24 protein-coding genes and 1 pseudogene are annotated in these 26,519 nt (G+C 64.5%); 15 read left to right on the top strand and 10 right to left on the bottom strand.

Features of this window, described 5'->3' with window-relative positions; all coding sequences use genetic code 11:
* Position 1: 1 nt before the first annotated feature.
* Both ACZY1I_RS05835 and lipL read left to right on the top strand, forming a co-directional pair.
* On the top strand, positions 2 to 664 hold the full coding sequence (locus ACZY1I_RS05835) for a nitroreductase family protein (protein WP_463753291.1): 663 nt from the start codon (positions 2 to 4) through the stop codon (positions 662 to 664).
* 135 nt (positions 665 to 799) lie between these two features.
* Entirely contained in the window at positions 800 to 2,068 is a 1,269-nt protein-coding gene (gene lipL, locus ACZY1I_RS05830) for an esterase/beta-lactamase LipL (protein WP_463753533.1), read from the top strand.
* Here lipL and ACZY1I_RS05825 read toward each other — a convergent pair.
* Positions 2,041 to 2,679, bottom strand: coding sequence for an MspA family porin (locus ACZY1I_RS05825; protein ID WP_463753532.1), 639 nt, complete (start codon positions 2,677 to 2,679; stop codon positions 2,041 to 2,043). The genes lipL and ACZY1I_RS05825 overlap by 28 nt on opposite strands.
* Before the next feature lie 321 nt (positions 2,680 to 3,000).
* On the opposite strand from ACZY1I_RS05825, the gene ACZY1I_RS05820 reads away from it, so the two are divergent.
* From ACZY1I_RS05820 to ACZY1I_RS05810, 3 genes are all read left to right on the top strand, one after another.
* A complete protein-coding gene (locus tag ACZY1I_RS05820) occupies positions 3,001 to 3,264 on the top strand; it encodes a hypothetical protein (RefSeq protein WP_463753290.1) in 264 nt (87 codons plus the stop codon).
* Positions 3,265 to 3,371: 107 nt separating this feature from the next.
* On the top strand, positions 3,372 to 4,202 hold the full coding sequence (locus tag ACZY1I_RS05815) for an oxidoreductase (RefSeq protein WP_463753289.1): 831 nt from the start codon (positions 3,372 to 3,374) through the stop codon (positions 4,200 to 4,202).
* A 12-nt stretch (positions 4,203 to 4,214) separates the two neighbouring features.
* Entirely contained in the window at positions 4,215 to 4,985 is a 771-nt protein-coding gene (locus ACZY1I_RS05810; RefSeq protein ID WP_463753288.1) for an LppU/SCO3897 family protein, read from the top strand.
* Positions 4,986 to 5,004: 19 nt separating this feature from the next.
* Here the strand turns inward: ACZY1I_RS05810 and ACZY1I_RS05805 are convergent, their stop codons facing one another.
* Positions 5,005 to 5,439: a DoxX family protein gene (locus tag ACZY1I_RS05805; RefSeq protein WP_463753287.1), complete on the bottom strand. Its 435-nt coding sequence runs from the start codon at positions 5,437 to 5,439 to the stop codon at positions 5,005 to 5,007.
* A gap of 128 nt (positions 5,440 to 5,567) precedes the next feature.
* On the opposite strand from ACZY1I_RS05805, the gene ACZY1I_RS05800 reads away from it, so the two are divergent.
* From ACZY1I_RS05800 to ACZY1I_RS05785, 4 genes are all read left to right on the top strand, one after another.
* Positions 5,568 to 6,203: an HD domain-containing protein gene (locus ACZY1I_RS05800; RefSeq protein WP_463753286.1), complete on the top strand. Its 636-nt coding sequence runs from the start codon at positions 5,568 to 5,570 to the stop codon at positions 6,201 to 6,203.
* Positions 6,204 to 6,263: 60 nt separating this feature from the next.
* Positions 6,264 to 6,587 carry a DMT family transporter gene (locus ACZY1I_RS05795; RefSeq protein ID WP_463753285.1) on the top strand — a complete coding sequence of 108 codons (324 nt, stop codon included), beginning with the start codon at positions 6,264 to 6,266 and terminating at the stop codon, positions 6,585 to 6,587.
* 14 nt (positions 6,588 to 6,601) lie between these two features.
* Positions 6,602 to 7,144, top strand: a complete 543-nt coding sequence (locus ACZY1I_RS05790) for a TetR/AcrR family transcriptional regulator (protein WP_463753531.1) — start codon at positions 6,602 to 6,604, stop codon at positions 7,142 to 7,144.
* A gap of 102 nt (positions 7,145 to 7,246) precedes the next feature.
* Positions 7,247 to 9,190, top strand: a complete 1,944-nt coding sequence (locus ACZY1I_RS05785) for a PE domain-containing protein (protein WP_463753284.1) — start codon at positions 7,247 to 7,249, stop codon at positions 9,188 to 9,190.
* On the opposite strand, the gene ACZY1I_RS05780 is transcribed toward ACZY1I_RS05785, so the two are convergent.
* The 4 genes from ACZY1I_RS05780 to ACZY1I_RS05765 form a co-directional block, all read right to left on the bottom strand.
* On the bottom strand, positions 9,187 to 10,128 hold the full coding sequence (locus ACZY1I_RS05780) for an alpha/beta hydrolase (protein ID WP_463753283.1): 942 nt from the start codon (positions 10,126 to 10,128) through the stop codon (positions 9,187 to 9,189). The genes ACZY1I_RS05785 and ACZY1I_RS05780 overlap by 4 nt on opposite strands.
* Positions 10,129 to 10,140: 12 nt before the next feature.
* Positions 10,141 to 10,617 carry a CD225/dispanin family protein gene (locus ACZY1I_RS05775; protein ID WP_463753282.1) on the bottom strand — a complete coding sequence of 159 codons (477 nt, stop codon included), beginning with the start codon at positions 10,615 to 10,617 and terminating at the stop codon, positions 10,141 to 10,143.
* 83 nt (positions 10,618 to 10,700) lie between these two features.
* On the bottom strand, positions 10,701 to 11,294 hold the full coding sequence (locus ACZY1I_RS05770; RefSeq protein ID WP_463753281.1) for a TetR/AcrR family transcriptional regulator: 594 nt from the start codon (positions 11,292 to 11,294) through the stop codon (positions 10,701 to 10,703).
* On the bottom strand, positions 11,291 to 11,857 hold the full coding sequence (locus ACZY1I_RS05765) for a TetR/AcrR family transcriptional regulator (RefSeq protein ID WP_463753280.1): 567 nt from the start codon (positions 11,855 to 11,857) through the stop codon (positions 11,291 to 11,293). The genes ACZY1I_RS05770 and ACZY1I_RS05765 overlap by 4 nt, the downstream gene beginning before the upstream one ends.
* 224 nt (positions 11,858 to 12,081) lie before the next feature.
* On the opposite strand from ACZY1I_RS05765, the gene ACZY1I_RS05760 reads away from it, so the two are divergent.
* Genes ACZY1I_RS05760 through ACZY1I_RS05745 form a run of 4 tightly spaced genes read left to right on the top strand, consistent with a single transcriptional unit; the run spans position 12,082 to position 16,991 of the window.
* Complete coding sequence (locus tag ACZY1I_RS05760; protein WP_463753530.1) at positions 12,082 to 14,328, top strand: MMPL family transporter; 2,247 nt, start codon at positions 12,082 to 12,084, stop codon at positions 14,326 to 14,328.
* 28 nt (positions 14,329 to 14,356) lie between these two features.
* Positions 14,357 to 15,463 carry a type III polyketide synthase gene (locus ACZY1I_RS05755; RefSeq protein WP_463753279.1) on the top strand — a complete coding sequence of 369 codons (1,107 nt, stop codon included), beginning with the start codon at positions 14,357 to 14,359 and terminating at the stop codon, positions 15,461 to 15,463.
* 5 nt (positions 15,464 to 15,468) lie between these two features.
* Positions 15,469 to 15,978 carry an isoprenylcysteine carboxyl methyltransferase family protein gene (locus tag ACZY1I_RS05750; RefSeq protein WP_463753278.1) on the top strand — a complete coding sequence of 170 codons (510 nt, stop codon included), beginning with the start codon at positions 15,469 to 15,471 and terminating at the stop codon, positions 15,976 to 15,978.
* Positions 15,975 to 16,991, top strand: coding sequence for an NAD(P)/FAD-dependent oxidoreductase (locus ACZY1I_RS05745; protein ID WP_463753277.1), 1,017 nt, complete (start codon positions 15,975 to 15,977; stop codon positions 16,989 to 16,991). Before ACZY1I_RS05750 ends, ACZY1I_RS05745 begins: the two co-directional genes overlap by 4 nt.
* A gap of 156 nt (positions 16,992 to 17,147) precedes the next feature.
* Here ACZY1I_RS05745 and ACZY1I_RS05740 read toward each other — a convergent pair whose 3' ends face one another.
* Both ACZY1I_RS05740 and ACZY1I_RS05735 read right to left on the bottom strand, forming a co-directional pair.
* A complete protein-coding gene (locus ACZY1I_RS05740) occupies positions 17,148 to 18,584 on the bottom strand; it encodes a DNA polymerase beta superfamily protein (protein ID WP_463753276.1) in 1,437 nt (478 codons plus the stop codon).
* Between the two features lie 125 nt (positions 18,585 to 18,709).
* A pseudogene (locus tag ACZY1I_RS05735) lies at positions 18,710 to 18,850 on the bottom strand (hypothetical protein); the annotation flags it as partial.
* A gap of 596 nt (positions 18,851 to 19,446) precedes the next feature.
* Here ACZY1I_RS05735 and helR point away from each other — a divergent pair.
* A complete protein-coding gene (gene helR, locus ACZY1I_RS05730) occupies positions 19,447 to 21,702 on the top strand; it encodes an RNA polymerase recycling motor ATPase HelR (RefSeq protein ID WP_463753275.1) in 2,256 nt (751 codons plus the stop codon).
* On the opposite strand, the gene ACZY1I_RS05725 is transcribed toward helR, so the two are convergent.
* Together ACZY1I_RS05725 and ACZY1I_RS05720 are read right to left on the bottom strand one after the other, a co-directional pair.
* The gene (locus tag ACZY1I_RS05725; RefSeq protein ID WP_463753274.1) at positions 21,657 to 22,277 is read right to left on the bottom strand and encodes a TetR/AcrR family transcriptional regulator; all 621 of its coding nucleotides are present in this window, start codon (positions 22,275 to 22,277) and stop codon (positions 21,657 to 21,659) included. The genes helR and ACZY1I_RS05725 overlap by 46 nt on opposite strands.
* Before the next feature lie 52 nt (positions 22,278 to 22,329).
* On the bottom strand, positions 22,330 to 23,718 hold the full coding sequence (locus ACZY1I_RS05720) for an FAD-dependent oxidoreductase (RefSeq protein WP_463753273.1): 1,389 nt from the start codon (positions 23,716 to 23,718) through the stop codon (positions 22,330 to 22,332).
* Between the two features lie 271 nt (positions 23,719 to 23,989).
* On the opposite strand from ACZY1I_RS05720, the gene ACZY1I_RS05715 reads away from it, so the two are divergent.
* A complete protein-coding gene (locus ACZY1I_RS05715; RefSeq protein WP_463753272.1) occupies positions 23,990 to 26,512 on the top strand; it encodes a glycogen/starch/alpha-glucan phosphorylase in 2,523 nt (840 codons plus the stop codon).
* Positions 26,513 to 26,519: the final 7 nt, after the last annotated feature.

The raw sequence follows: 26,519 nt of genomic DNA, 5'->3' as shown, positions 1-26,519 counted from the left end.
GATGGAACTGCACGATGTTCTTAGGACCACGTTCGCGGCGCGCGAGTTCACCGAGGATCCGCTGCCCGACGACGTCCTGCACCGCATCCTCGACAGCGCCCGGTTCGCCCCGAGCGGAGGCAACCGGCAAGGCGCGCACGTCATCGTGGTGCGCGACGCCGACGTCCGTCACCAGCTGGCCGAACTGGGCACAGCCACCGCCCGACGCTACATCGCCCAGCTTCAGGCCGGCGAAAACCCTTGGAATTCAGTGCATCCCAGTGCCGTACCGCAAGACGTTGTCGACCGGACGGAAATTCCCGACGCCTTTGTCACCCCTTTCCGGCAGGCGCCGGTGGTGCTCGTCGTGTCCGTCGACCTCGCCGTGGTCGCCGCCGTCGATCAGGACTTGAACCGCATCGGACTGGCCGGCGGCGCATCGGTGTATCCCCTGGTGTGGAGCATCCTGCTGGCCGCCCGCAACGAAGGCTACGGCGGCACCGTCACCACGATGGCCATCCCGCAGGAAGATCAAATCCGCCGGTTACTGGGAATTCCGGACACGCACGCCGTCGTCGCGCTGGTGCCGCTGGGTAAACCCACCCGGCAGCCGACCAAACTGCGCCGCCGTCCGGTCGCTGAGTTCGTCACCAACGACCGCTTCGACGGTCCACCATTTCGGTGAACCCGATCCGCTGATTGCTGGCCGCGCTGCTGGAGGACCAGCAGTCTAAGAACTACATTTTCCTCGTTTGGTAATATGGTTCTCATCAGATAACAACGACGCTCTGGGAAAGTAGGCGACGACATGGCTACGTCTGTGACCGGCCCGGCTCTCCTGACGACGGATCGCAAATTGCCGACGCACGTGCAGGGTGCCGCTGATCCGCGTTTCAACTGCGCAGTCAGCACCTTTGCCAAGCTGTTCTCCGGCGGACCACGCTTCGGCGGCGGCGCCCTGTCGGTGTTCGTGGACGGAGAACCCGTCGTGGATGTCTGGACCGGCTGGTCGGACCGCGACGGAGCGGTCCCCTGGACCGCCGACACCGGCGCCATGGTCTTCTCCGCGAGCAAAGGAGTGGCGGCGACGGTTCTGCACCGACTTGTCGACCGGGGCGAGTTGTCCTACGACGCCCCGGTCGCGAAGTACTGGCCGGAGTTCGCCGCCAACGGCAAGTCCGAAGTCACGGTGCGCGACATGTTGGCGCACAAGTCGGGCCTGTCGAATCTGGGCGGCGTCAGCAAAGAGGAACTGCTTGACCACCGGCTGATGGAACAGCGCATGGCGGCCGCACCTGTCGACCGCAATGCCGGCCGCGCGGCCTATCACGCCTTCACTTACGGGTGGCTCACATCCGGCCTGGCCCGGGCGATCACCGGTAAAGGCATGCGCGAACTGTTCCGCGCCGAGATCGCGCAGACCCTCGACACCGACGGAATACATCTGGGCCGCCCGCCTGCCGGTGCGCCCACTAAAGCCGCGGAGATCATGTTTCCCCAGACCACCAGAGCCAACCCGCTGTTCGACCGGCTGGCACCCAGACTCGCGCAGCTTTCGGTCGCCGGTGGCCTGGGCGCCATGTACGTCCCCGGGATCACGTCACTCATTCAAGGCGAAACCCCGTTCCTGGACAGCGAAATCCCCTCGGTCAACGCGGTAGTGACCGCACGCGGGCTGGCCAAGATGTACGGCGCGTTGGCCAACGACGGGCAGATCGACGGAACACGTTTGCTGTCAAAGGAATTGGCCGCCGGGTTGCTGGGTAAGACCAGCTTGCGACCGGACTCCAACTTGGTGGTGCCGATGTCATTTCACCTGGGCTACCACGGATCACCCGTGCCGGGACTGCTGCGCGGCTACGGCCACGCCGGCCTCGGCGGCACCATCGGCTGGGCTGACCCGGTCACCAAGAGTTCCTTCGCCTTCGTCCACAATCGGCTGGTCACCCCAATTCTGTTGGACCAGATCCTTTTTGTGCCGCTGATACTGCCCATCCGGCGTGCGAGCACCGCAGCGCACAACGACGGGTTCCGGGCGGTGCCGGACTTCGGCGCGCCGAATCAGACGGCTTTGGTGGAACCGACGTAAGACAGCACCACGTCGGATTCGTCGGTGACGCGGGTCAGGGTCGAGTAGGAGCGGATGAACGACTGACCGACGCATCCATCGATCTTGATGTGGAAGTCGCTGATCATGATCCAGGGATTTGCGCCCTTGAACTCCTTCCTGACCACCGGTACCACGACAACGAATCCAGGCTTGAGGCCGACGCTGACCACGTTGTTATACGTCCCGGTGACCAGCGGTATAGCTATGGGCGGTTGCCCAGGACCCAGCGGCAATTCCGCGCCGATCGACGGTGCGATACCGGTGCCGTTGGCCATGGAGAAGCCGTTGGAGGTGCTCATGTCGATCCCGCAGCCGATCTCGTAACCCACCTCGAGCATGCCGTGTGGGGGTTCCGGTCCGACCAGCGAACCCGCGTAGATCCCGCTGGACAGATATTCACGAGACGAGATTGCGGTGGTCAGCGGTGCCACCGGCACCTGCCGCTCATCTTTCGCGCCGAGTGCCAGGACCCAGCCGTCCGGTGTGTTGACCCTGGCCGGTGGGCCGGGAGGCAATACCGTGTCGGCGGGTGCCACCGCACCGGAGACGGGTTCCGCGTCGGGTTGAGCGCCTGCCACGGGCATCGTCATTGCAAAGTCTGTTGCCAGGACGACCACGAAGACAGCGAGACCCGCAGCACGACGAACAACCGCGGAAATCGGCCTCACGGCCTACACGGTATGCACAACCTGATTTGCTGGCGACCCTGCTGCTTTCACCGGATCGAAGTTGTGGCCCGTTTGTAGCTGGATCGCGACGCAGTCCCGGCACGCTGGGAAGACCGCTCCGCGCGCGGGGAGCAGCGGTGGCATTTCCTGCAGTACTCCGTCCACGAACCACCCATTAACACTTCCGGCGAGTACGCTTGCGACTTAGCCAGAAGTTCGCGATAGCGCCAGAGAGGTCGGGCCATGACCCTGAATCGGTTCGGTCGGGCACTTGTGGCCGTCCTGATCGGGATGACGGCTCTTGTCGGCGGCACTGGCGTCGCTCACGCCGATCCTGAGGATGCGACACCGCCCATCATCGACGATCTGCAGATCCTCATCCCTGCCCTCACCCAAGATCCGCGTTCGCTGGATACCCCCAATAACTTCGGCACCCCACGCGACTGGTCCGGAAGCGGAATGTACTGTCAAAATCGCAATGCCAAGTGCCAGAAGATGGGCTTCTAAAGCCGGATCCGTCGCGACGGTCCGCCGAAATCGTTTGGCAATTAGCGTAATTGGCGGTGCCGGTCGCCTTTACGGCGATCACGCCTTGATCTGAGGGAACACTAGCGATGTCTACCTGGCTCATCACCGGATGCTCGACAGGACTTGGCCGCGCCCTTGCCCAGGCGGTCCTCGACTCCGGCCACAACGCCGTCGTCACCGCCCGCGATATCAGCAAAGTCACCGAACTGGCCGACGCCGCCCCTGATCGGGCGCTCGCCGTCGAACTTGACGTCACCAACCCCGAACAGATCACCGCAGCAGTGCGCGACGCCGAGGAACGGTTCGGTGGTATCGACGTTCTGGTCAACAACGCAGGCTACGGATACCGGGGCGCCGTCGAAGAAGGTGAGGACGAGGCCGTCCGCGCGTTGTTCGACACGCACTTCTTCGGCAGCGTCGCGATGATCAAAGCCGTCCTACCCGGCATGCGTGAGCGCCAGTCGGGCGCGATCGTGAATATCTCCTCGATCGGCGTGCAGCTCACTCCGGTCGGCTCGGGGTACTACTCAGCAGCCAAAGCCGCCATCGAAGGGATGAGCGGAGCGCTGCGCAATGAGCTTGCGCCACTTGGCATTTGGGTTATCACGGTGGAACCCGGCGCGTTTCGCACCGATTTCGCCGGGCGCTCACTCACCCAGTCGGAAACAGTCATCGACGCCTACGCCGACACCGCCGGGCGGCGTCGCATCGAAAATGACACCATGGACGGCACCCAACAAGGCGACCCGGCCAAGGCGGGCGCCGCGATCATCACCGCCGTCGAATCGAACGAGCCGCCCGCATTCCTGCTTCTGGGCGAAGACGCCCTCTTCTCGTACCGCTATATCGCGGAACGGCGAGCCAAGGAGGTCGCCGCCTGGGAGGAGTTGACCGTCAGCACCAACCTGGACGCCTGACCAAGGAGCACGATGCGCACCGCCTACCTCGCCGACTCCACCAACGGAGCCATGGTCGTGGTGCCGATCATCGGCACCCTGGTCCTGGCGGCCGCAGGCCTGGCGTTGCTCATCATCGGTTTGCGGAGTCGTTCAAGCGCCCCGCGACAGGCGACTCCGGGCTATCCCGCCGGCTATCCGCCGGCCGCTGGACATCCGCACGGCTTTCCTGCGTACACGCCGCAGGGTTACCCGCCTTATCCGCCGGTTCCGTCCCCCCCGCCACGCAAGGCCGGCACGGGTCCGCTGATCAGCGGCATCGTGCTGTTCGTTGTCGGCCTGCTGGGATTCGTCGCGACCGTCGCCATTGCCGTCGGCCTCGGCGGAAGTACTCGGCTGGCGATCGGCGACTGCTACACCAACGAGATCTTCGACGAATCGCGCTGGGTGGCCACGAGTTGCAAAGACCCTGACGCGGTACTCGAATACGCCGCCAAAACAGACCCGACCGGAAACTGTCCGGACGGCAAGTTGAACAACAGCAGCTATCTATCGATCGACCGCGACGGCGCCCGGCGGTGCTTCGTACCCAACCTGCTCGAGAGTCATTGCTACGCATCCGAACGCAACGACGAGTCGGTTCGCCGGGTCAGCTGCGCTACCGCCGGCCGGGTCATCAAAGTCGTCAAGCGGATAGACGGCACCACCGACACATCCGGTTGCCCGGCCGACTCACGCCCTGTCACGTTTCCTCAGCCCAAGCGAACGTACTGCACCGAGCGCACCGGGTCCGGGATAACCTGACGCATGGGTTCGAATACCCTTAGCGCCGGCGGGTTTTCGCGGATAGCAGCGCATCGATCGAGTACCTGCCCGGCCCCAGGAAGACGAGCAGGAAAAAGCCGAAGCAGAACAGAATCGCCGGAGTTCCACCGTTGCCGGCCGGGGGCTCACCGATTGGCCACAGCGACTTCGGTTGGTGCATCCAGAAATAGGCGACCGCCATGGTCCCCGACGCCAAGAAAGCCGCGATGCGGGTGGCGAGGCCGACGCAGACCAACAGTCCGGTGACGAATTCGATAGCCCCGGCGTACCACCCGGGCCATTGTCCGACCGGGATGGAAAACCCCGAAGAGACCGGCCAGCCGAACAAGATCATCGAGCCGTGCCCGGCGAAGAGGAAACCGTAGACCAACCGGAACAGGCTGAGCACGGCTGGCGAAAAGGCGGCGAGCCGATGGTTGAGATTCGTCGTCATGCCGCCCACGTTACGGTCGCCCGTGCATCCGAGTACCCGCACCCGTCGGCCGCAATGTCCTAAATAGTGGGGTACATGTCTCTTGAGCCACTCACGCTCACCTCGGCCGAAACCCTAACGTCGTTGCCATGCAACCAATTCCAGTGCTCGTCGATACCGCGGTAGCCCGGGCCGCAATTCAACTCTGCCAATCCACCGAATCCATTCCAGTGTTCAACCACAGTGTCCGCAGCTATCTGTTCGGTGAATTGCTCGCCGCACAGGACGGATTGCGTCCGGGCAGCGACTTCAACAGCGAGACATTGTTTCTGGGGTGCGTGCTGCACGACCTCGGCGTCGGGACCGCCGCGGCGGGCAAGGAACGTTTCGAAGTCGAAGGAGCGGATCTGGCGGCCACTCTGCTGACCGAGCACGGTTGCGACCGGGCCGTGGTGGACGCGGTGTGGGAAGCGATCGCTTTGCACACGTCGTTCGGAATCGCCGCTCGCCGCGGGACGATCTGCTACCTGGTCAACGGAGGCGTAGGCATGGACTTCGGTCGCAACGTCGATTTCATCGACGACCAGACCGCCGCAGCGATCCACGCCCGTTACCCGCGCCACGCCATGGCGAAGTCGTTGCTGGACGCCATCGCCGAACACGCGCAGCGCAGCCCCGACGCGGCGCAGCCGTACTCGATGTCGCGCGAAGTGCTGCGCGAACGACGCGAAACCGGCACCACGCTGGTGGAGCAGCTCGCGACCCACGGTCGCTGGGGGAACTGACCCTGGCCACGCTCCTTGATGTACATTTGTACATGTACATTTGTACACAAGGAGATGACCGTGGCCTATTTGTTTCTTTTCATCGCGATCTTCGCCGAGGTTGCGGCGACCAGCCTGCTCAAGAACACCGAGGGCTTCACCCGGCTTTGGCCGACCGCAATTTGCTTGACCGGGTACGCGGTGTCGTTCGCATTGCTGGCGCTGTCGATCTCACGCGGTATGCAGACCGACGTCGCCTATGCGTTGTGGTCGGCCGTCGGCACAGCCGCGATCGTGTTGATCGCCGTGCTGTTCCTCGGTTCGCCGTTGTCGGCAGCGAAGGTGGCGGGTGTCGCCCTGATCATTGCCGGCGTGGTCACGCTGAATCTGGGCGGTGCACATTGAAATCGGCGCCCGGGGTGCGCGACCGCCGTCCCCGCGACCCCGCCGGACGACGGCAGGCGATCGTCGAGGCGGCCGGACGGGTGATCGCGCGCCATGGCCTTGGCGCGCTGACCCATCGACGGGTGGCGACCGAGGCCGATGTTCCCGTCGGCTCGACAACCTATTACTTCAGTGACCTCGGCGCACTCAGCGAGGCCGCGCTCGCCCACGCCGCGAGTGCGTCGGCCGACTGGCTGGAACAGTGGCAGCGCCAGCTGGACGACAGTGCCGACCTCCCGGCGACTTTGGCGGGGCTCACCGCGGAATATCTCACCGACCAAGAGCGGCATCGCACTCTCAACGAGCTGTACGTCGCGGCATGCCACCGACCTGAGTTGCAGCCGCTGGCGCAACTGTGGCCGGAGGGACTGATCGGCCTGCTCGAACCGCGGGTCGGCCGCCGAGCCGCCGAAGCCGTTACGGTATTTCTCGACGGCGCCACGCTGCACTCACTGATCACCGGCGCCCCGCTCGACGCCGATACCATGACCGATGCGATCGCCCGTCTTACTCGTTGAATTCAAATAATTCGGACACGCTGCGAATCCTGACGATGCTCTATGGTCAATTGCACCTGTGTTCAACGACGGCGCTGTCCTTAATTGAGGGGATGTTCGGAGATGGCATTTCTGATCGCTGCTACTGAGCAGATTGCTACGACGACAGCAAACGTATCGAACATCGAGGCGGCGGTTACCCGAGCCAATGGCGCCGCGGCACTTCCGACCACAGAACTTTTGGTTGCCGCACAGGACGAGGTGTCGGCGGCGATCGCGAACTTATTCCGCCAGCAGGGTCAGGCGTATCAGTGGGCCAGTGCGCGGGCGACCGCGTTTCACGCGCAATTCGTTCAGACCTTAAGTGGCGCAAGCGGGGCCTACGCAGCCGCGGAGGCCGTCAATGTCGGTCCACTGCGGCCTGTGGTCGACGGTCTTCTAGGTGTGATCAACGCGCCGACCAACCTCCTGCTGGATCGTCCGCTGATCGGCGACGGGGCCAACGGCGTAAACGGCACCGGGCAAGCCGGCCAGGACGGCGGCATTCTGTTTGGCAACGGCGGCGCGGGTGGGTCGGGTGGCCCAGCCGGGACCGGCGGTCGCGGCGGCAATGCGGGGCTGCTGGGCAATGGTGGCATCGGTGGCACCGGTGGCATCCGTGGCGGCACCGGCGGCGCCGGCGGCACGGGCGGGTTGTTCTTCGGCAACGGCGGGGCCGGCGGCACCGGGGGGATCGGCGGTGGAGTCAGCAACGCGGGGATCGGTGGATTCGGCGGCTTCTCCTTGTCCTTGTTCGGCGCTCCCGGCGCACCCGGCAATCCCGGGTTCTACTACACCAACCTGAATTTGGTGTCTGCGGACGAGGCCCTCTACTTGATGACGGCGACGCCAGACGCGAACTTCCTGCTGATCGGCACGGACGGCGTGAATCTGGCCAGGGTCCTGGCTGACCCCAGCAACGTGAATTACCGCGCGCTGATGGCCAATGGCATCACCTCCGCATCGACGCTGCAGGGGCACACCACCATCTCCAACCCGTCATGGACGGCTATCCAGACTGGTGTGTGGGGTGACACGACCGGGGTGGTGAACAACGTCTTCACTCCGTGGACCTACGACGACTGGCCGACCGTCTACAACATTCTGGAGAACTCTTACGGCGACCAGGTGAACACCACGGTGATCGCTGATTGGAATGTCATCACCAACACCGCGCTAGCCGGGTCACACCGCGCCGACAACGTCATCTTCATCCCAGAGGTCCCGGGCGACGCGAGCTGGGCGGCAACATCGGACGCGGTCGGGGCTGCGGGCCGACTTGCGATTTCGCAGGCCGATCCGACCAAGGGCAATTTCATCTTCACCTACTTCACGGGTGCCGACATCAACGGGCATGCCTACGGTGGAGACTCGCCTCAGTACGCCGCCGCCTTACGGAACCTCGACGGCAATATCGGTGGACTCATGGGAGCGGTGAATACGTGGGAGGGTATCCACAACGAGGAGTTCTCCACGCTGGTTGTGACCGACCACGGTCACATCGGGCCTAACCAGTTCAACCGCGGTCATGGCTTCCAATCCCCCTTGGAGACTGCGTCATTCCTCATCTGGGATCAGGCCGGCAACGATTTGCGAGACGGTTGGATCAACAACTCCTGGCAAATCGTCAGCTCGACGCCGACAATCCTGCATGAATTCAACGTTCCAGTCCCGTCGTATATGCAGGGCAACCCCTTGACGTCAGCCGTCTTCGACGGCACCTACGTCAATCCCGGCGCCAACCTGTACAGCGCGGTGATCGCCGACTTCGCCGCACAGGGATTCCCCGATATCCCGGTCGACATAAATCTGACGTCGCGCACGGTCGCGGCCACGCTGCCCTACCTGATCTACGAACCGATTCAGGACCTCGTCCACGCGATGCCGGAGTTCTTGCAATTACCGGTCTCGTGGGTGGGCGCCAGTGTTTACCAGTCGCTCAATATCCCTGTGCAGATGTGGATTCGGCTCACCGGCGTGCAGAACAACGCCATCATTCCGCCGATTTTGAACCCGTTCTACAGCTAAGGAGCGTCGACCGCCCCGGTCAAGGAGGCCGTCCAGGCAAGCAGTCGCCGCCACAACCGATGTCGGCTGGACGCCATGTTGTGGCAGTGTGCGCTCGCCGCCAAAATGATCGTGGTGATGTCGGGACACCTGCTGTAGAGGCTGGCCTCGGCCCGCGGGTCGGGCGAGACGTCGATGGCGCCGTAGCCAAGCAGAATGGGAACGTCGATCTGCGCGGCCTGCTCGGCGACAACCCCGGGGATCATTGCGGTGCCGAACACCCTCGGTACCACCGATTTCGTTGCGGCAGTGTCGGCTTCGATCACCTCGGCAGGAACGTCGGCAAGATGAAACCAGCTCTGCAGGTAATCGCGGGGTCCTTCGAAATACGGGTCCGCCAGCACTGCGAGTATCTCTTGTGCAAGCGTCGCGCGACCTGACGCGGTGGCAGCACGAGCGACGAAGGCGGGGTCCAGATTCAGAGGCGCCACATGTTGGTTCGTACATCCGAGGATGGCCAACGCCGTGTAGCTGGCGAACATGACTTGTTGGGTGATCGCCAGATACCCACCCAGCGAATGCGCGACGGCGACCACGGGCCGGCGGTCGCCGGTCACCTCGGGCACCGTTGAGACGGCGGCGGCAAGGGCGGTCGCAATATCGGCGAAGTCGAAATCCCGCACCGGCTTGGAGCTTTCGCCGGTGCCTAACGGGTCGATCGTGATTACCGGATAGCCGTTCGCCGCAGCGAACTCGGCAAAGCTGTACCCGCTGTGGCCTGCAACGTTGAGGTCCCAGTAGCCGCGGCTGTAGGTACCGCCCGGCAGACAAACGAGAACCGCACCCCTGGCGGCCTCGTCGCAGGGCAGATAATAGGTCGCCGCCAGCGATGCCGGCTCCCCCACTGCATCGCTGACATCAAAGCTCAGCACCGACCGGGTTGTGGCAGCCGAGGTCATTGGTACCGGCCGCTAGCGAGTGTGCGCGCCCACTCGGCCGAGGTACGACAAAATAACCAGGCCGCCGAGCACCGAGGCGATAATCGCCCACGTCTTGGCGGTATTGGACGCTTTCGTCGCATCAGCCCACCGCCCCTGCGACCACATCCCGTCGACCTGGCTGGCATAGATGGTGGCCACGATGCCCGGGATGAAGCACAGGAAGATCGTGATGATCGACCAGACCAGGTGATTGTTCGGCTTGACCGGTTGACCGTACGGACCTTGCGGCGGATAGCCGCCAAACTGCTGGGGTGGCGGATACCCTTGCGCCGACGGCGGGTAGCCCGCGTTCGGCGGTGGGTAGCCCGCGTTCGGCGGCGGATAACCACCCTGGGGTCCTGGCGGCGGAGGTGTATAACCGCCGCCCTGGGGTCCGTAGTTCGGGTATCCCCCCGGCGGCTCGTAGCCTCCGTACGGCGGATAGTTCTCGGGCGGCTGTCCTGTCATAACGACTCCGACCTGGGTGACGAGTTAGCTGCGAAACGCGATCCATAACAGTGACGCGGGCGGCGAGCGCTGTCAATCCCGGATCAACCGTGCGCAGATCCACGAATCCGATACGGCTCCGGAACGGGTCCGACCAGGAGTTGCTGGATGACCGGGGCGGCCCAGCGGCTGAGCTCGTCGCGGCTGAGGTTCGCGATCGGCGGGTTGACCAATATGTATCTGGTGATAGCCAACCCGATGACGAACGAACCCATCAGACCGATCCGCTGCACAGGATGATCCGGGGTCGCGGTGAGCAGTTTCGGCGCGACCTGCTCAGCGAACACCCGCCGCAGCGCATCGGATGCGATCTGACTCGTCATCGCTGCACGCAGGAGTGCGACAAATGTCTCGTCCTCCTCCCACACCGCGAAGAACCGGGGCAGCAGTATGCGGGCGATCTCGGCGGGGTCGACTTCGGTCAAGTCCGGCAAATCGATGGTGAATTCGGCTGCGGCGGCGAACAATTCCTGCTTGCTGCCGAAATAGCGGATCACCAGCGCGGCATCCACACCGACATCGGCAGCGACTGCTCGTAGGGTTGTCCGCTCGTATCCCTCGGCCGCGAACCGACTGCGTGCCGCTGCCACGATGTCGGCACGCGTCTGGACGGCATTGCGCGGTCGCGTTTCTCTCATTCCGACGGCGCCGGCCCGACGAGTAGCTGATTGAAGACGGGAGCGGCCCAGCGGCCGAGTTCCTCGCGGGTGAGGCTTACTACCGGTGGATTGGCGAGCACCGACCTGGTGGCCGCCAGCCCGATCACGAATGCGTCCATCACCGCGATCCGCGTCACGTCATTATCCGGCGTAGCGGCCCTCAAGGTCGGTGCCACGTGATTGGCCAGTGTCTGATTCAGGATGTCGGCCGCGACCTTGCTGGTCATCGCCGCGCGCAGCAGCGCGAGGAAGGATTGATCGTCCTCCCACACCGCGAAGTACCGCGGCAGCAGCATGTCCGCGATGTCTTCCGGTTCCGCGTCCGTCAGGTCCGGTAACGCGATAGCGAATTCCGTAGCAGTGGCGAACAGATCCTGCTTGCTCCCGAAGTACCGGATGACCAGGGCCGCATCCACTCCGACGTCGGCAGCGATGGCGCGCAGCGTGGTGCGGTCGAATCCATCGGTCGCAAAGCGGTGGCGCGCGGCCACGAGGATATCGGCGCGCGTCTGAGCAGCATTGCGCGGCCGAGTGGAACCCATGCCCAAACTCTATGTCATCTTCTGTTGACTTCGCCTACAGGGTGGGCGTAGCTTCTAAGTCACCAGCTGTTGACAAAAGTCACCGGCTGTTGAAATTTCATCATCGAGGTCGGGTGGTTCGCATGGGTGGCGGCGTCGGGCGGTCGAGCACCGCGAGTCCGGAAACCAAGATCAAAGAGGTCACCGAAGAGGTCCCAGCGATCACCGTTGCGCTGCACCGTGGGCTGCTGCACCACATCGCCGCCCTGGCCATCGCTGCACCGAGGCGGACCATCGGCATCGCGGCGCTTCTGCTGCTGGCCGCGGGCATCTTCGGGATTCCGGTGGCCAATGATCTGTCGGCCAGTGGCTTCGCCGACCCGAACTCTGAATCAGCCAGAGCCACTGCGACTCTGGGTGACAAGTTCGCCCAAGGCGACGTCCAGGTGTTGTTCGTGGTGACCGCTCCGGACGGCGTCAATGGCCCGGCAGCCCGGGCGGTCGGCACCGATATCGCCGACCAACTCGGCCGTTCACCGCACGTGACGAACGTGACCTCGGCCTGGACTTCCCCGCCGGCTACCGCCGCCTCCCTGATCAGTAAGGACGGCAAGTCCGGGCTGATCGTCGCCGGCATCGGTGGTGGCGAGGCGAATTCGCAGAAGCACGCCGACGCGCTGTCGCAACAGTTCGCCTACGACCGCAATGGCGTCACGGTGCGGTCCGGTGGAGTCGCGATGGTCAACGTACAGATCACCGCGCAGGCGCAGCGCGATCTGCTGCTCGTGGAGGCGATCGCGATTCCGCTCAGCTTCGTGGTGCTGGTCTGGGTGTTCGGCGGTCTGTTCACCGCGGCGCTGCCGGTCGCCATCGGCGGCATGTCCATCCTGGGCACGCTGGCGGTGTTGCGGCTGATCGCTTTCACCACCGACGTATCGATTTTTGCACTCAACCTCACCACCGCACTGGGCCTGGCCCTGGCGATCGACTACACGCTGCTGATCGTCAGTCGCTTCCGCGACGAGATGGCCACGGGCGCAGCCCGGGACGAAGCCCTGATGCACACCATGGCGACCGCCGGCCGCACGGTGTTGTTCTCGGCCACCACAGTTGCCCTTTCGATGGCCGCCATGATCCTGTTCCCGATGCACTTCTTGAAGTCGTTCGGCTACGCGGGGATTGCCACGGTCGCATTCACCGCTATCGCCTCGGTGGTGCTGACCCCCGCCGGCATCGTGCTGCTGGGCGACCGGCTCAATGCCTTGGACGTACGCCGCCTGGTCCGCCGGATCAGCGGCCGGGCAGCACCGGTCCAGCGCCCCTTGGAGAATCAGTTCTGGTACCGCTCAACGAAATTCGTCACACGTCGAGCGATCCCGATCGGGCTGGCTGTCGTCGCCCTGCTGCTGCTGGTCGGCACGCCGTTCCTCGGGGTCCGCTGGGGCTTCCCGGACGACCGGGTGTTGCCCCGCTCTGCATCGGCACGCCAGGTCGGCGATCAGCTGCGTAGCGATTTCACCACCGACTCCGCCACTGCGGTCAGCATCGTCATCCCCAACGCGGACGGGCTGCCGGACGCCGAAATCGCCAGGTATTCAGCCGATCTCTCGCGGGTGCCCGAGGTTTCGGCAGTCTCCTCCCCGGTCGGTACCTTCGTGGCCGGCGCCCTCACCGGCCCGCCCTCAGCGGCCACCGGCAAGGCACACGGCAGCGCATTCCTCACCGTCGGCAGCACTGCCCCGCTCTTCTCCGACGCGTCAGAAGCACAACTGCGCCGACTCCACGATGTCGCACGCCCCGACGGCCGGACCGTCGAGTTAACCGGTACCGCGCAGATCAATCGGGACAGCGTCAACGCGATCACCTCCCGGCTGCCGCTGGTGCTGGGCCTGATCGCACTGGTCACCGTCGTGCTGCTGTTCCTGATGACGGGCAGCGTGGTGCTGCCACTGAAAGCGCTTGTCCTCAATGTCCTTTCGCTCACCACAGCCTTCGGCGCGATGGTGTGGATCTTCCAGGACCACCATCTGAACGGGCTCGGAACGACATCCACCGGGACACTGGTCGCCAATATGCCGGTGCTGCTGTTCTGCATCTCCTTCGGCCTGTCCATGGATTATGAGGTCTTCGTGGTCTCCCGGATCCGTGAGTTCTGGCTCACCTCGGGCAAAACCCGCGCCGACAACGACGAGAGCGTCGCGCTCGGCGTGGCACGCACCGGGCGGGTGGTGACGGCAGCGGCCCTGGTCATGTCAATCTCGTTCGCCGCCTTGATCGTCGCGCACGTGTCCTTCATGCGGATGTTCGGAGTGGGTCTGACGCTGGCCGTAGCAGCGGACGCCACGTTGGTGCGCATGGTGCTGCTGCCGGCATTCATGCAGGTGATGGGTCGCTGGAATTGGTGGGCGCCCAAATCATTGACCCGGCTGCACGACCGATTCGGAATCAGCGAGAGCCCACAGATTTCACAACCGGCAACGACGCCGGCCTGAAAAACGCAGTTCAAGAAAGGTGAGGATTATGAGGGGAACCTTGAGCAGCAACGCTTTTCACACTCAGAGTGCCGGCAGCGTGATAGCCGGTGTGCAGGGAGCGCTGCCAGAGCACCGCTACGCGCAGAGCGAGATCACCGAGATGCTGGCCGGTTTACCGGCTTTCGCACCCTACGGTGACCTGCTTCGTAAACTGCACGCCAGTTCCAAGGTCGACAGTCGTTATTTGGTACTGCCGTTGGACAGGTACCCAGCGCTGACCGACTTCGGCGACGCCAACGACATCTTCATCGAAAATGCCGTGGAACTCGGCTGCAGGGCGCTGACCGCCGCCCTCGACGAAGCGGGTCTGCAGCCAGAGGACGTCGACGTGATCTTCTCGACGACCGTCACCGGCCTCATGGTCCCGTCGCTGGAAGCGCGCATCGCCTCCCGCCTGGGACTGCGGCCCGACGTGCGGCGGGTGCCGATGTTCGGGCTCGGCTGCGTGGCGGGCGCCGCCGGGGTGGGCCGGCTCAATGACTACCTGCGCGGTGCGCCCGACGATGTCGCGGTGCTGGTGTCGGTGGAGCTGTGCTCGCTCACCTACCCGGCCGCCAAGGCGTCCGGGGCCACCCTGGTCGGCACCGCGCTGTTCGGTGACGGCGCCGCCGCGGTGGTGGCAGTCGGCGAACGCCGGGCGCAAGAGATCGGCGCCTCCGGACCGGAGGTCCTCGGATCACGCAGCCACCTCTATCCCGACTCGCAGGGCACGATGGGCTGGAAGATCGACTCCTCCGGATTCGGGCTCATCCTGTCGCCGGACGTGGCGACGGTTGTCGAGACCTACTTGGGCGACGACGTGACACAGTTCCTCGGAGCACACGGGTTGGAAATCTCCGACGTCGGCGCGTGGGTGAGCCACCCGGGCGGCCCCAAGGTCATCGAGTCGATCGTCTCCGCCCTTGGATTGCCCGACGACGCACTCGAATTGACCTGGCGCTCATTGAGTGAGGTCGGTAACCTCTCGTCGTCCTCGGTGCTGCACGTGCTGCGCGACACCATCGCCAAGCGGCCGACTGCCGGCAGCCCAGGGCTGATGATGGCGATGGGTCCAGGCTTCTGCTCTGAACTAGTCATGCTGCGCTGGAAGTGATTTCAATGACCTGGTATGTGCTGTTGATCGGACTCGTCGCGATCGAGCGACTGGCCGAAGTAATCGTTGCCGAAAGCAACCGGTCCTGGAGCCAGGAGCAGGGCGGTGTCGAATTCGGGGCGCGACATTATCCGTTGATGGTCGCCCTGCACACCGGCCTGCTGGCGGGATGCCTGATTGAGCCGATCGTGTTGCACCGCCCGTTCATTCCACTTCTGGGTTGGACGATGTTCGCAATCGTGCTTGCCGCACAGGGGTTGCGCTGGTGGTGCATCACGACCTTGAATCACCAGTGGAACACCCGCGTGATCGTCATCCCCGGTGCGGTCCGCATCGATGGTGGCCCCTATCGACTTGTGCCGCACCCGAATTACGTCGCCGTCATTGCCGAGGGGATCGCGCTGCCGTTGGTGCACAGTGGATGGATCACCGCGTGCGCGTTCACGGTGCTCAACGCGGCACTGTTGCGCACCCGGGTGAAGGTCGAAAACGCAGCGCTGGCGAGCCTGTCATGATCGACCTGCTCGTCGTGGGCGGTGGCCCGGCCGGACTGGCCACCGCACTCTACGGCGCCAAAGCCGGCCTGGAAGTTGCAGTGATCGAACGACGCGGCGGAGCCATCGACAAGGCGTGTGGTGAAGGGCTGATGCCACATACCCTGCGGCACTTGGAGAATCTGGGCGTGCACCCGCACGGGAAACCGTTTCGGGGCATTAGTTACCGGGACGGCAGGCATCATGTCGACGCGCCGTTTCGGCAGGCCCGCGGGCGCGGCGTCCGCAGAACCGTGCTGCACGGCGCACTTCTGGACGCCGCGATCAGTGCTGGCGTGCAGATCTGCCAGGAAGAGGCCGGCGAGATCACCCAGGATGCGTTCTCGGTACGGGTCGGCCAGCGGCGCGCGCGCTACCTTGCCGCGGCCGACGGCTTGCACTCCCCCATCCGCCGCTCGCTGGGACTCGAGCAGACCAGCCCGGGACCGCGCCGCTGGGGTATCCGGCGGCATGTACAGATGGCGCCGTGGTCGGACTTCGTCGAGGTCCACTGGGCCGCAAACGCTGAGGCCTACGTGACGCCGGTCGCCGACGACTGCGTCGGCGTCGCGATGTTGACGTCCCAGCGCGGTGGGTTCAACAAGCACCTCGCTGAATTCCCGGGCCTGCGGGACCGGATCGACGGCAAGCCGCATGAGCCGGACCGGGCCGCCGGCCCACTGCGCCAACGGGTTTCAAGCCGGACGGCGGGGCGGGTGATGCTCGTCGGCGACGCGGCAGGCTACGTCGACGCGCTCACCGGCGAAGGCCTGGGGCTGGCGTTCGGTGCTGCCGAGCTGTTGGTCAAAGCGGTTGTCGCAGAACGCCCGGAGGCATACGACCGGCAATGGCGACAGATGACGCGGCGCTATCGCATGCTGACCGCCGGCCTGCTTGCGGCCAGCGGCTATGCGCCGGTGCGGTCTCGGTTGGTCCCGGCCGCAGCGGCGATGCCCACCGTGTTCACGGGTGTAGTCAATCTGCTCGCTCAATAGCCACGAGCGGTGCCCACCGGAGCATTACCGGTGGGCACCGTCGACGAGATACCCCTTTGTCTGCCACCAATTTTGATGCGCCTCGATCAGCCACTCGTTGAGCCGGTCGTAGTCACAGTGTTCAGGCAGATCGGCGTTGGCGGTCTGAGTGACCAGTTAGTCGCGCAGGTCGCCGATCGTGTCGAGCACCGTCTCCTTGGCCACCTTGCCGAGCCGCACATCAAGCAGCCAGGAGCGGGACGGCTCGGGCACGGGCAGCGTGATGCGACCCGCGGTGAGCAGTTCGTTGCCCTGCAGTCCCAGCCGCAGCGCGTGGTAGGCGAACTTGGTGTTGCCGTGCATAGCAACACGTCCATTACGTCGCGTCACCAGCGTCTCATTAGGCACCGTGAAGCACACGATCCTTCGATCGACGGCGTTCTCGGTCTTGATATCTCGACCCCGAAACGAATTGTAAATAGACGTTCCGTAGTCCTGGATCAGGATCTGATACATGCCAGCTTGATAAGGCCCACGCTTGATAGCGCGGCGACCTGCTACCAAAGCCAAGGTCTGAACATCATCTGCTAAGCCATCAGAGTTGGTGTAATACACCCAGCCGCCCGTGCGATGTGGCGTGCCGTCACCATTGAGGAGGGCTTGCAAGAGCACGTTGGCCTGACGCCCGGACAGGTCCATGGACCAAGGGGGAAGACGCTTGTTCTTGCTTCCCGTCCCGCACGTCTTGGCCAGGTCAGCGCAAACAACCGGCATGGCCAGGGTCCAAATCGTCACTGGTCGCTTCTCCGGATAACGATACTCACGCAGGGGGTAGTAGCTCGCGACCAGCTTCATCGTGTCGTGCAATCGACCACCGTCCTTTTGCTCGATGCGCAGAACGGACGCAGACCCATCCTTCCGATGCTTACTTACGCACCCTTCGGAAACATAGGCCCCGACAAGCGCCAGATGTGCATCCTCCACAGGAAACTCGCCACTACGAGGGGTGACAGCAACCTGCTGGTACCAGTCCAGAGAGGTCACTTCGTCGGCACGTCGAAAGTGCCATAGCCCTGATGTCTCATCAGTGTGCGCACGTGGATTCTTACCGCAAGGCCCCCGCAGCATCTTTGCAACCCGCATGCGGTGATTGGGGGTGACCGCCCATGCGCTGTAGTGAGTCCGACCACTCAGAATCGAACCAGAGAAAGGCTTCGCAATCCGACCTACGGGCTTCTGAAACTCCAACCCGCCAGTGGCCTGGATGACCGTACCCAACCAGTCATCATCATCGATCTGATCGTAGGTCAGCCACCCTCGCCGAGTGAGGAACTCAGTGTCGTCGAGGTAGCAGTCATAGCCGTACTCCTCGACCAGCTCCGGCCGATTGGTCCGCTGCGATCGCAGCCCGAGCATTCGATCGCGCTGCGCCTCGAGGTAGCCCACGAAGCGACGACCGCAATCGCGCGACAAGAACAGCTCCGGCCGCTCCCGCAGCTCGGTGCCCGGCGCTTCGATGCTGACGATTTCCTCCGGCGGCGCGAATAGCAGGAGCAGCACGGTCGGGTTGCCCGCGCCGACGAGTCGAGCCCACTTCCGCAGGCTGTAAACCACAAGGTCCAGATCACCGGCCCCGGAGCGAGCCCTTCGGGCTGGGTGCGGAATTGGTATTGCTCGAACGAACGCAGGCCGATCACGCAGTCTGGGGGCTCGATGCACACGCCCATCTCGTCGCGGTCGTCGGTTCCCTCGATGGTGACGCCGTGTAGGCCCGAGCCCACCTGGGTAAGCAGCACGGTGTTGGAGTCCGCGATCTGCCGGTGCCACGGCGTGGCATGGCGATTCCTGTAGACCGCGTCCTCTTCCAGCTTCTCCGGCATTGCATCCACCCGGAGATCGTAGGGACTCACCAAGCCGGCCGGGCGACCGAATTTTCGCCGCTGCGACAGGCCCGGCGCCGCGCGGGGTCCAGGTGGCACGGCAGCGCACGTCGTGGAAACCAGGAGCGCGCGGATGTGGGGCGACGAACGGGATAGGGCTGTACATGTTCAATGAGTGTCCGCTGGGGGTCTGACATGAGCGCGGGCCGTCGCTGCGGCGGATCGTCGTCGGCGACTACCTGGACGCCGACTCACCTTGCGGTACAGTCACTCTCGGCTGCGGGATCGAGGCCGCACTGTCAGACCTGGAAATCGATTTCATCGACTACGACCACTTGGTCACCGTGTGCGAGCTGGTCAGCCGGCAACTCGCCGAGCGGCCGTGGGCCGAGCTGAAATGTCCACAAGGCACTGCGCGCATCGAACTGGTGCCCCTTTAAGGGATCGACCGCGTACAAATGAAAACGGAAACAGAGTTGGCTGCCTTGCCTGTTCTGTTTCCTCTTCCACCATATAGCGGCTCCGGGGGCTTGCGGCAAGGCCCCATCCATACCGCACAATGCGGGATCGACAACGGGGGGACGAACGGGGGGCAATTGCGGGAATCAACTTCGGACTACGACGACGAATTGCGGTACGAGCAGAACTACGTCGACGGTCTCTACGAACGTCTGGCTGACGAGCGCGCGCGGGCCAAGGCCAGGTACCGCACCGCGATGCGCGGCGAGGGCGAGACGCCCATGGATCGCGACGTCGAGGTGCGCGCGCTGTCCCGACGGATCAAGCGGCTCGATGTTGCCGACGACGGGCTGTGTTTCGGCCGGTTGGACAGTGTGACGGGACAGTCTTCCTACGTCGGACGCATCGGATTGCTCGACGAGAGCGACGAAGACTACGAGCCGTTGCTGCTCGATTGGCGGGCCCCTGCCGCTCGCCCCTTCTACACGGCCACCGCGGCCAACCCGGAGAACATGCGGCGGCGCCGCCAATTCAATACCCATGGGAGTCGCGTCGTCGATTTCACCGACGAGGTCCTCGGCCGCCCGGGTGAGGCAGAGCGGGAGGGTCGGCGCGGGAGTTCAACCGATGTCGCCCTGCTCGCCGCGGTCAACGCACCGCGCGGCGAGGGCATGCGCGACATCGTGGCGACGATCCAGAGCGAGCAGGACGAGATCATCCGACTCGATCACTCCGGCGTACTGGTGATCGAAGGCGGCCCGGGTACCGGCAAGACGGTGGTGGCCCTGCACCGCGTCGCCTACCTGCTCTACACCCAGCGTGAGCGGATGGAACGCCATGGCGTGCTGGTGATCGGGCCCAACACCGCGTTCCTCAATCACATCAGCCGCGTATTGCCGTCACTCGGTGAGTCCACCGTGGTGTTCATGACCGCCGGAGATCTGGTGCCCGGCCTGCGCACCACCGCCGAGGATGAACCGAAGGCCGCGCGCCTGAAGGGTTCGCTGAAGATTCTGGACGTGCTGGCCGCGGCGATCGCCGACCGCCAACAGCTCCCCGAGGAACCACTGCACATCAAGCTCTCCGACGTCACGATGCGCATCGACGCCGACACGGCACAGTGGGCCCGGGAGGAGGCGCGCGCCACCAAGCTGCCGCACAACGCGGCACGCGCCGCGTTCACCGACATCGTCACGTGGGTGTTGACCGAGCGGGCGATCGCCAAGATCGGCCGAGGCTGGCTGACCCGGGCGGACACTGCCGCCTGGGAGAAGCTCCGCGAGGAGCTGATCGAAGAGCTCGGTGACAACGCTGCGTTCAACGCCGCACTCGACGCGCTCTGGCCGCTGCTGACACCGGAAGAACTGCTGTCGTCGCTGTTCGAGTCACCCGAGAAGCTGCGCGCGGCGGGTGCCGATCCAGCCCTGTGGCGCGAGGTCGGCGACGCCTGGACGGTGTCCGACGTGCCGCTGCTGGACGAACTCACCGATCTGCTCGGCATCAACAAGGCGGCTCAGGAACTCGCGGATCGGACGGCCGAGCAGGAGCAGCGCGACGAGGCCGCATACGCGGCCGGCGTGCTGGACCTCATGATCGACCGCGAGGACCTGATGGACGACGAGGACAAACTGCTGGCCCGGGACCTGCTCTACGGCGAGGACCTGGCCGATCGGTTCGTCGAACGCGACACCCGGGAACTGGCCGAACGCGCCGCGGCCGATCGCAACTGGACCTACCGCCACATCGTGGTCGACGAGGCACAGGAGCTGTCCGAAATGGACTGGCGGGTGCTGATGCGACGCTGCCCGGCCCGCTCCTTCACCGTGGTCGGCGACCTGGCACAGCGCCGGTCGGCGGCCGGGGCGAGGTCGTGGGACGCCATGCTGCGACCGCATGTGCCCGGTCGATGGATTTACCGGTCATTGACGGTGAACTACCGCACCCCGGCGGAGGTCATGACCGTCGCCGCGGCACTGCTCGCTGAGTTCGCCCCCGACGTCGTACCACCGGAGTCCGTCCGCAGCAGCGGCGTCGCGCCCTGGTCGCGGCAGCTTTCCGAGGACGAATTAGCCTCTGCGATCGAGGAATTCGTCCGGATCGAGGCCGATCGGGACGGTACCAGTGTGGTGATCGGGCCCCCGGACGTGCCCGGCGCGGTGCCTCCATCGGAGACGAAGGGCCTGGAGTTCGACGCCGTGCTGGTAGTCGAGCCGCAGCGAATACTCGCCGAATATCCGCGCGGCGCGGCCGAGCTCTACGTCGCGCTGACCCGCGCTACCCAGCGGCTCGGCGTTGTGCATCACGGCCCGTTGCCGCAGGCGCTAACGGGCCTGATGGACACCATTGATTACGCAGACTCCGGCTCGCCGGCGGACAGGTCGCCGTCGACGTAGCGCTGGATGTTGGGGGCGACCGCGTCCACCACCTCGTCCTCGGACATCGATGCGACCGGTTCAATCTTCCAGACGAAGCGGAGCAGGGCGAAGCCGATGAGTTGACTGGCGATGAAGCCGCTGCGACGCAGCCGGTCGGCCTCATCGGTTCCCAGCGTGGACCCACCGATGAGGCTGCGCTCCACCACCATTCGCAGCTTCTCCAGGGTGCGCGGGTCGTGGGCGGCGGTCAGTACCACAGCCCGCAGCACCGACCCGATCTCGTCATCGGTCCAGGCGCCGAGCACCGTGCGCACCAGTCGGCGGCCCAGTTCCGCACGCGGCGTTGCCCATGTCTCGGCGACAGTTGCCAGCCATCTCGCCGGCGGATCGGTGGCCGCGTCGAGCAGCCGTTCCTTGGAGCCGAAGTAGTGATACACCAGCGCGGGGTCGACGTCGGCGGCCCGCGCAACGGCGCGGATCGTGGTTCCCGCCCAACCGTTGGTGGCGAACTCGTATCTGGCGGAAGTGAGGATTCGGGCCTGCAGCACGCCTCGTTCGTCGCGCGGGCCCGGGGTCACCGCCTTCTTCACCATGTGTCTCATCGTAGCGTGAAACTCGGGCGATCCCCGCCGGCCACCATTTCGATCAACAGACCAACTTGCCCAGCAACTGGTTGAAGCACTCCGTCATCGACGGGTGGGTATAGATCGCATCTCGCATTTCAGTGGCGGTGATCCCGTGCCGCATGGCAAGCGCGACGGTGTTGATCACCTCGTGCGAGTCGTAGCTCAGCAACGCGGCTCCGAGGATGCGGTCGGTGTCGGCGTCGACGACGACCTTCATCCTGCCGTGCGTCTCATCGACGATCCGGGCGCGCGCGACAGTGGCCAGCTTGGCAACCGGACTCGATGCCACCCTGACGCGGAGTCCCTGTTTCCGGGCTTGCTGTTCGGTCAGGCCGACCCGCGACAGTGGGGGCGTGACGAACAGCGAATACGGCACTGCGGCGCGATCGGCGGTGCTCCGCGGTGCCGCCGCCTCGGTCAGCTGATCGAGGACAACACGGTGGTCGTCGAGGGAGATATAGGTGAATTGCGGACCGCCATTGACGTCCCCGACGGCGAAGATGTGCGGTTGGCTGGAGCGCAGATGTTCATCGACAACGATCGCGCCGCCCGCATCGGTGCGCACACCGGCGGCGTCCAAACCCAGCTCGCTCGTGACAGGCTGCCGTCCCAGCGCCACCAGCACGGTGTCAGCTTCGACCGATCCGCTCTCACCGTCGACCGAATAGTGAACTGTCGCGGTCGCCGCGCCGTCGGCTCGGTGACCGGTGTCGACCCTGCTCACCTGAGCCCCGGTCAATACCCGAATCCCCTTGTCGCTGAGGAGTTCCTGTACCACCTCGACCACATCGGGGTCCTCGCGGGACAGCACCGTCGGGTGCCGGTCGAGTACCGCGACCTGCGATCCGTAGCCGGCGAACATGGACGCGAATTCGAGACCGATGTAACCACCGCCGAGCACCACCAGGCGCTCCGGACGGTGCGGTTGTTCGAGTAAAGCGGCACTGTTCACCGCGACAGGACATTCCGCCAATCCGGCGATGTCCGGCATGACGGATTGCGAACCCGTCCCGACCACAATGTATTTCGCGCTGATCTCCAACGTCTCGCCGTCCACGTCAACCGCGACCGTGGTCGCATCCAGGAACCGCGCCCGGCCCGTGATCACCGAAGCCGTCTCGATCGTGTCGAACGCCGCCAGATTCACCGCCCGCATACTCGCCGTCAGGCCCTGGGTAACCCCGACCGCGGACGAGTACGCCTCCTGCTGTGAGGTGCCCGGACACAGCCGTTCACTTTGGTAAACCATCGATTTCGTCGGTACACATCCCGTGTTGATGCACGTCCCGCCGTACATTCGGGAAGACTGCTCGACCAGCACCACTCGCCAACCACGTTGACCCAACGTGGTGGCCAGCGTCTTTCCGCCTTTGCCAAATCCGATGACTAGCAGGTCCACGGTCAGCACGCTCCACCGTCCGTTCAACTCGGCCGCAGTTTGGCCCTGACCCTAGCGGTCGAGTCCAGAACGGACGCCGGTTGTGCATCGCGCTGGAAGTACAGCCCAAACAGCGTCGCCGTGTACAACGACGTATCGTCGCGGTTGCGTGGGTTGCCGTTCATGTTCCGGACAGCAATTGCGCGCCAGGTGTGCAAGCATCGCTGCCAGACTGACTGCTTGCTTGCCACCCGGACATGTGGCGAGTGCGGTGCTGGGACCTCTAGGAATAGGACTCACGATGACTGATCTCGATCAGAAACCCTCCGACGAAACCTCTGCCGGCGGCGGCACTCGGGCAGAACTCAGTGAGCACTCACGCACCGGCATGCAGGCGCCCGCGTTGCAGCGCGCGATCACCGACCACTTGCGCTACTCGATCGGCCGGCCGGCCGCAGCGCTGCGACCCGAGCACTACTACCGGGCGCTCGCGCTGGCGGTACGTGACCGCATGCAGGACCGCCGGGTGGCCTCCACACAGGTCTCGCTCGATCTCGGCCGCAAGGTGACCTGCTACCTGTCGGCTGAGTTCTTGATGGGTCCGCAGCTGGGCAACAACCTGCTGAACCTCGGCCTCGAGCAGGCGGCCAAGACCGCACTCGGGGCGATGGGCCAGCGGCTCGACGAGGTTCTGGCCTGCGAAGAGGAGCCGGGGCTGGGCAACGGCGGTCTGGGCCGCCTGGCCGCGTGCTATCTGGACTCGCTGGCAACCCTCGAGCGTCCGGCCATCGGCTACGGCATCCGCTACGAGTTCGGCATTTTCGACCAGGAGATCCACGACGGTTGGCAGGTTGAGCAGACCGATAACTGGCTGGACCGCGGAAACCCTTGGGAGATACCGAAGCCCGACGTCAACTATCTGGTCAAGTGGGGCGGCTACGTCGAGCACTACGCCGACGACGAGGGCCGTGACCGTGCCCGCTGGGTGCCCGGACTGATGCTGAAAGGCGTCGCCTACGACACCCCCATCCAGGGCTACGACGTCAACACCTGCAATGTGCTGACGTTGTGGAGCGCGCGGGCGGTCAAGTCTTTTGCGTTGGATGCCTTCAACACTGGCGATTACTACAAGGCGGTCGAAGACGAGGTCACCTCGGAGACGGTGACCAAGGTCCTGTACCCCAACGACGAACCGGAAGCGGGCAAACGGCTGCGCCTGCTGCAGCAGCACTTCTTCGTGTCGTGCTCGCTGCAACACGTGCTGCACATCATGGACGACCTGGCCGACGCGGGCGTCAGGGAGCTCCCCCAGCGATTCGCCATGCAGCTCAACGACACTCATCCATCGATCGGTGTCGCCGAGTTGATGCGCCTGCTGATCGATGAGCGTCAGCTGGACTGGGACGAAGCCTGGGAGATCACCGTCGCGACGTTCGCCTACACAAACCACACCTTGCTGCCCGAGGCCCTGGAGACCTGGCCCCTGCAACTGTTCGGCGAATCGCTGCCCCGCCACCTCGAGATCATCTACGAAATCAACCGCCGGTTCCTCGATGAGGTGCGCATCAAATTCCTCGGCGACCCGGATCGGGTCCGTCGGATGTCGCTGATCGGCGAAGAGGGCGGCAAGAACGTCCGGATGGCGCACCTGGCGACCGTCGGCAGCCACGCCGTCAACGGCGTCGCGGCGCTGCACTCGGAGCTGCTGAAAGAGAGTGTGCTCAAAGACTTCTACGAGATGTGGCCGGAGCGGTTCAGCAACAAAACCAACGGCGTGACTCCACGGCGCTTTCTCGCGCTGTCCAATCCCGGACTGCGAGAACTGTTGGACCGCACCATCGGCGAAGGCTGGCTGAAGGATCTGGACCGGCTGCGCGGGCTGGAACAGTATGTCGACAACCCCTCCTTCCGTGAGCAGTGGCGCGACATCAAGCGCAACAACAAGAAGCGACTGGCGTCGTTCATCCGCGAGTCGACCGGTGTCGAGCTGAACCCGGAGTGGATCTTCGACATTCAGGTCAAGCGGATCCACGAGTACAAGCGCCAGCATCTCAACGTCTTGCACATCATCGCGCAGTATTACCGGCTCAAGCAGAACCCAGGACTCTCAATTCCGCCGCGAGCCTTCATCTTTGGCGGCAAGGCCGCGCCCGGGTACTTCCTGGCCAAGCGGATCATCAAGCTGATCAACGCCGTTGGCGAAACGATCAACAACGACCCGGAGGTCAACAAGTTCCTCAAGGTGGCGTTCATCCCGAACTTCAGCGTGAAGAACGCGCACCTGATCTACCCGGCCGCCAACGTGTCCGAGCAGATCTCCACCGCGGGCAAGGAGGCGTCCGGCACCGGGAACATGAAGTTCATGATCAACGGCGCCCTGACCGTCGGCACTCTCGACGGAGCCAACGTCGAGATTCGGGAGGAGGCCGGCCCGGAGAACTTCTTCCTGTTCGGTCTCACCGTTGACGAAGTCGAGGCGCTCAAGGCGAGCGGTTACCGCCCGGCCGACTACATCGACAACAACGAAGAACTGAGTGCGGTGCTGGATTTGATTGCCGGAGGAATGTTTTCACACGGCGACCCAGAGGTGTTCCGGCCGTTGGTGGACAACCTGCGTTACGACGACCCATTCCTGGTGTGCGCTGACTACGCCTCGTACGCGGAGTGCCAGGAGCGGGTCAGCGCAGCCTGGCAGGACCGGGATTCCTGGACCAAGATGTCGATCCTGAACACCGCACGCAGCGGCAAGTTCTCCTCGGACCGCGCGATCGCCGAATACTGCGACGACATCTGGAAGGTGTGGCCGCTGACGGTCAAGATCTGACCCTCAC

This window comes from Mycobacterium sp. IDUB_37, from assembly GCF_055419245.1.
This window is presented reverse-complemented; position numbering and strand designations above follow the sequence as displayed.

Excerpts from the sequence above, each read along its gene's own strand:
- ACZY1I_RS05780 (WP_463753283.1), bottom strand. The coding sequence starts at position 10,128 with ATGACCTCGGCTGCCACAACCCGGTCGGTGCTGAGCTTTGATGTCAGC.
- ACZY1I_RS05725 (WP_463753274.1), bottom strand. The coding sequence starts at position 22,277 with ATGGTGAAGAAGGCGGTGACCCCGGGCCCGCGCGACGAACGAGGCGTG.
- ACZY1I_RS05755 (WP_463753279.1), top strand. The coding sequence starts at position 14,357 with ATGAGGGGAACCTTGAGCAGCAACGCTTTTCACACTCAGAGTGCCGGC.
- ACZY1I_RS05835 (WP_463753291.1), top strand. The coding sequence starts at position 2 with ATGGAACTGCACGATGTTCTTAGGACCACGTTCGCGGCGCGCGAGTTC.
- ACZY1I_RS05800 (WP_463753286.1), top strand. The coding sequence starts at position 5,568 with ATGCAACCAATTCCAGTGCTCGTCGATACCGCGGTAGCCCGGGCCGCA.
- ACZY1I_RS05815 (WP_463753289.1), top strand. The coding sequence starts at position 3,372 with ATGTCTACCTGGCTCATCACCGGATGCTCGACAGGACTTGGCCGCGCC.
- ACZY1I_RS05770 (WP_463753281.1), bottom strand. The coding sequence starts at position 11,294 with ATGAGAGAAACGCGACCGCGCAATGCCGTCCAGACGCGTGCCGACATC.
- ACZY1I_RS05745 (WP_463753277.1), top strand. The coding sequence starts at position 15,975 with ATGATCGACCTGCTCGTCGTGGGCGGTGGCCCGGCCGGACTGGCCACC.
- ACZY1I_RS05820 (WP_463753290.1), top strand. The coding sequence starts at position 3,001 with ATGACCCTGAATCGGTTCGGTCGGGCACTTGTGGCCGTCCTGATCGGG.
- ACZY1I_RS05765 (WP_463753280.1), bottom strand. The coding sequence starts at position 11,857 with ATGGGTTCCACTCGGCCGCGCAATGCTGCTCAGACGCGCGCCGATATC.
- ACZY1I_RS05775 (WP_463753282.1), bottom strand. The coding sequence starts at position 10,617 with ATGACAGGACAGCCGCCCGAGAACTATCCGCCGTACGGAGGCTACGAG.
- ACZY1I_RS05785 (WP_463753284.1), top strand. The coding sequence starts at position 7,247 with ATGGCATTTCTGATCGCTGCTACTGAGCAGATTGCTACGACGACAGCA.
- ACZY1I_RS05805 (WP_463753287.1), bottom strand. The coding sequence starts at position 5,439 with ATGACGACGAATCTCAACCATCGGCTCGCCGCCTTTTCGCCAGCCGTG.
- ACZY1I_RS05810 (WP_463753288.1), top strand. The coding sequence starts at position 4,215 with ATGCGCACCGCCTACCTCGCCGACTCCACCAACGGAGCCATGGTCGTG.
- ACZY1I_RS05715 (WP_463753272.1), top strand. The coding sequence starts at position 23,990 with ATGACTGATCTCGATCAGAAACCCTCCGACGAAACCTCTGCCGGCGGC.
- ACZY1I_RS05825 (WP_463753532.1), bottom strand. The coding sequence starts at position 2,679 with ATGACGATGCCCGTGGCAGGCGCTCAACCCGACGCGGAACCCGTCTCC.
- ACZY1I_RS05750 (WP_463753278.1), top strand. The coding sequence starts at position 15,469 with ATGACCTGGTATGTGCTGTTGATCGGACTCGTCGCGATCGAGCGACTG.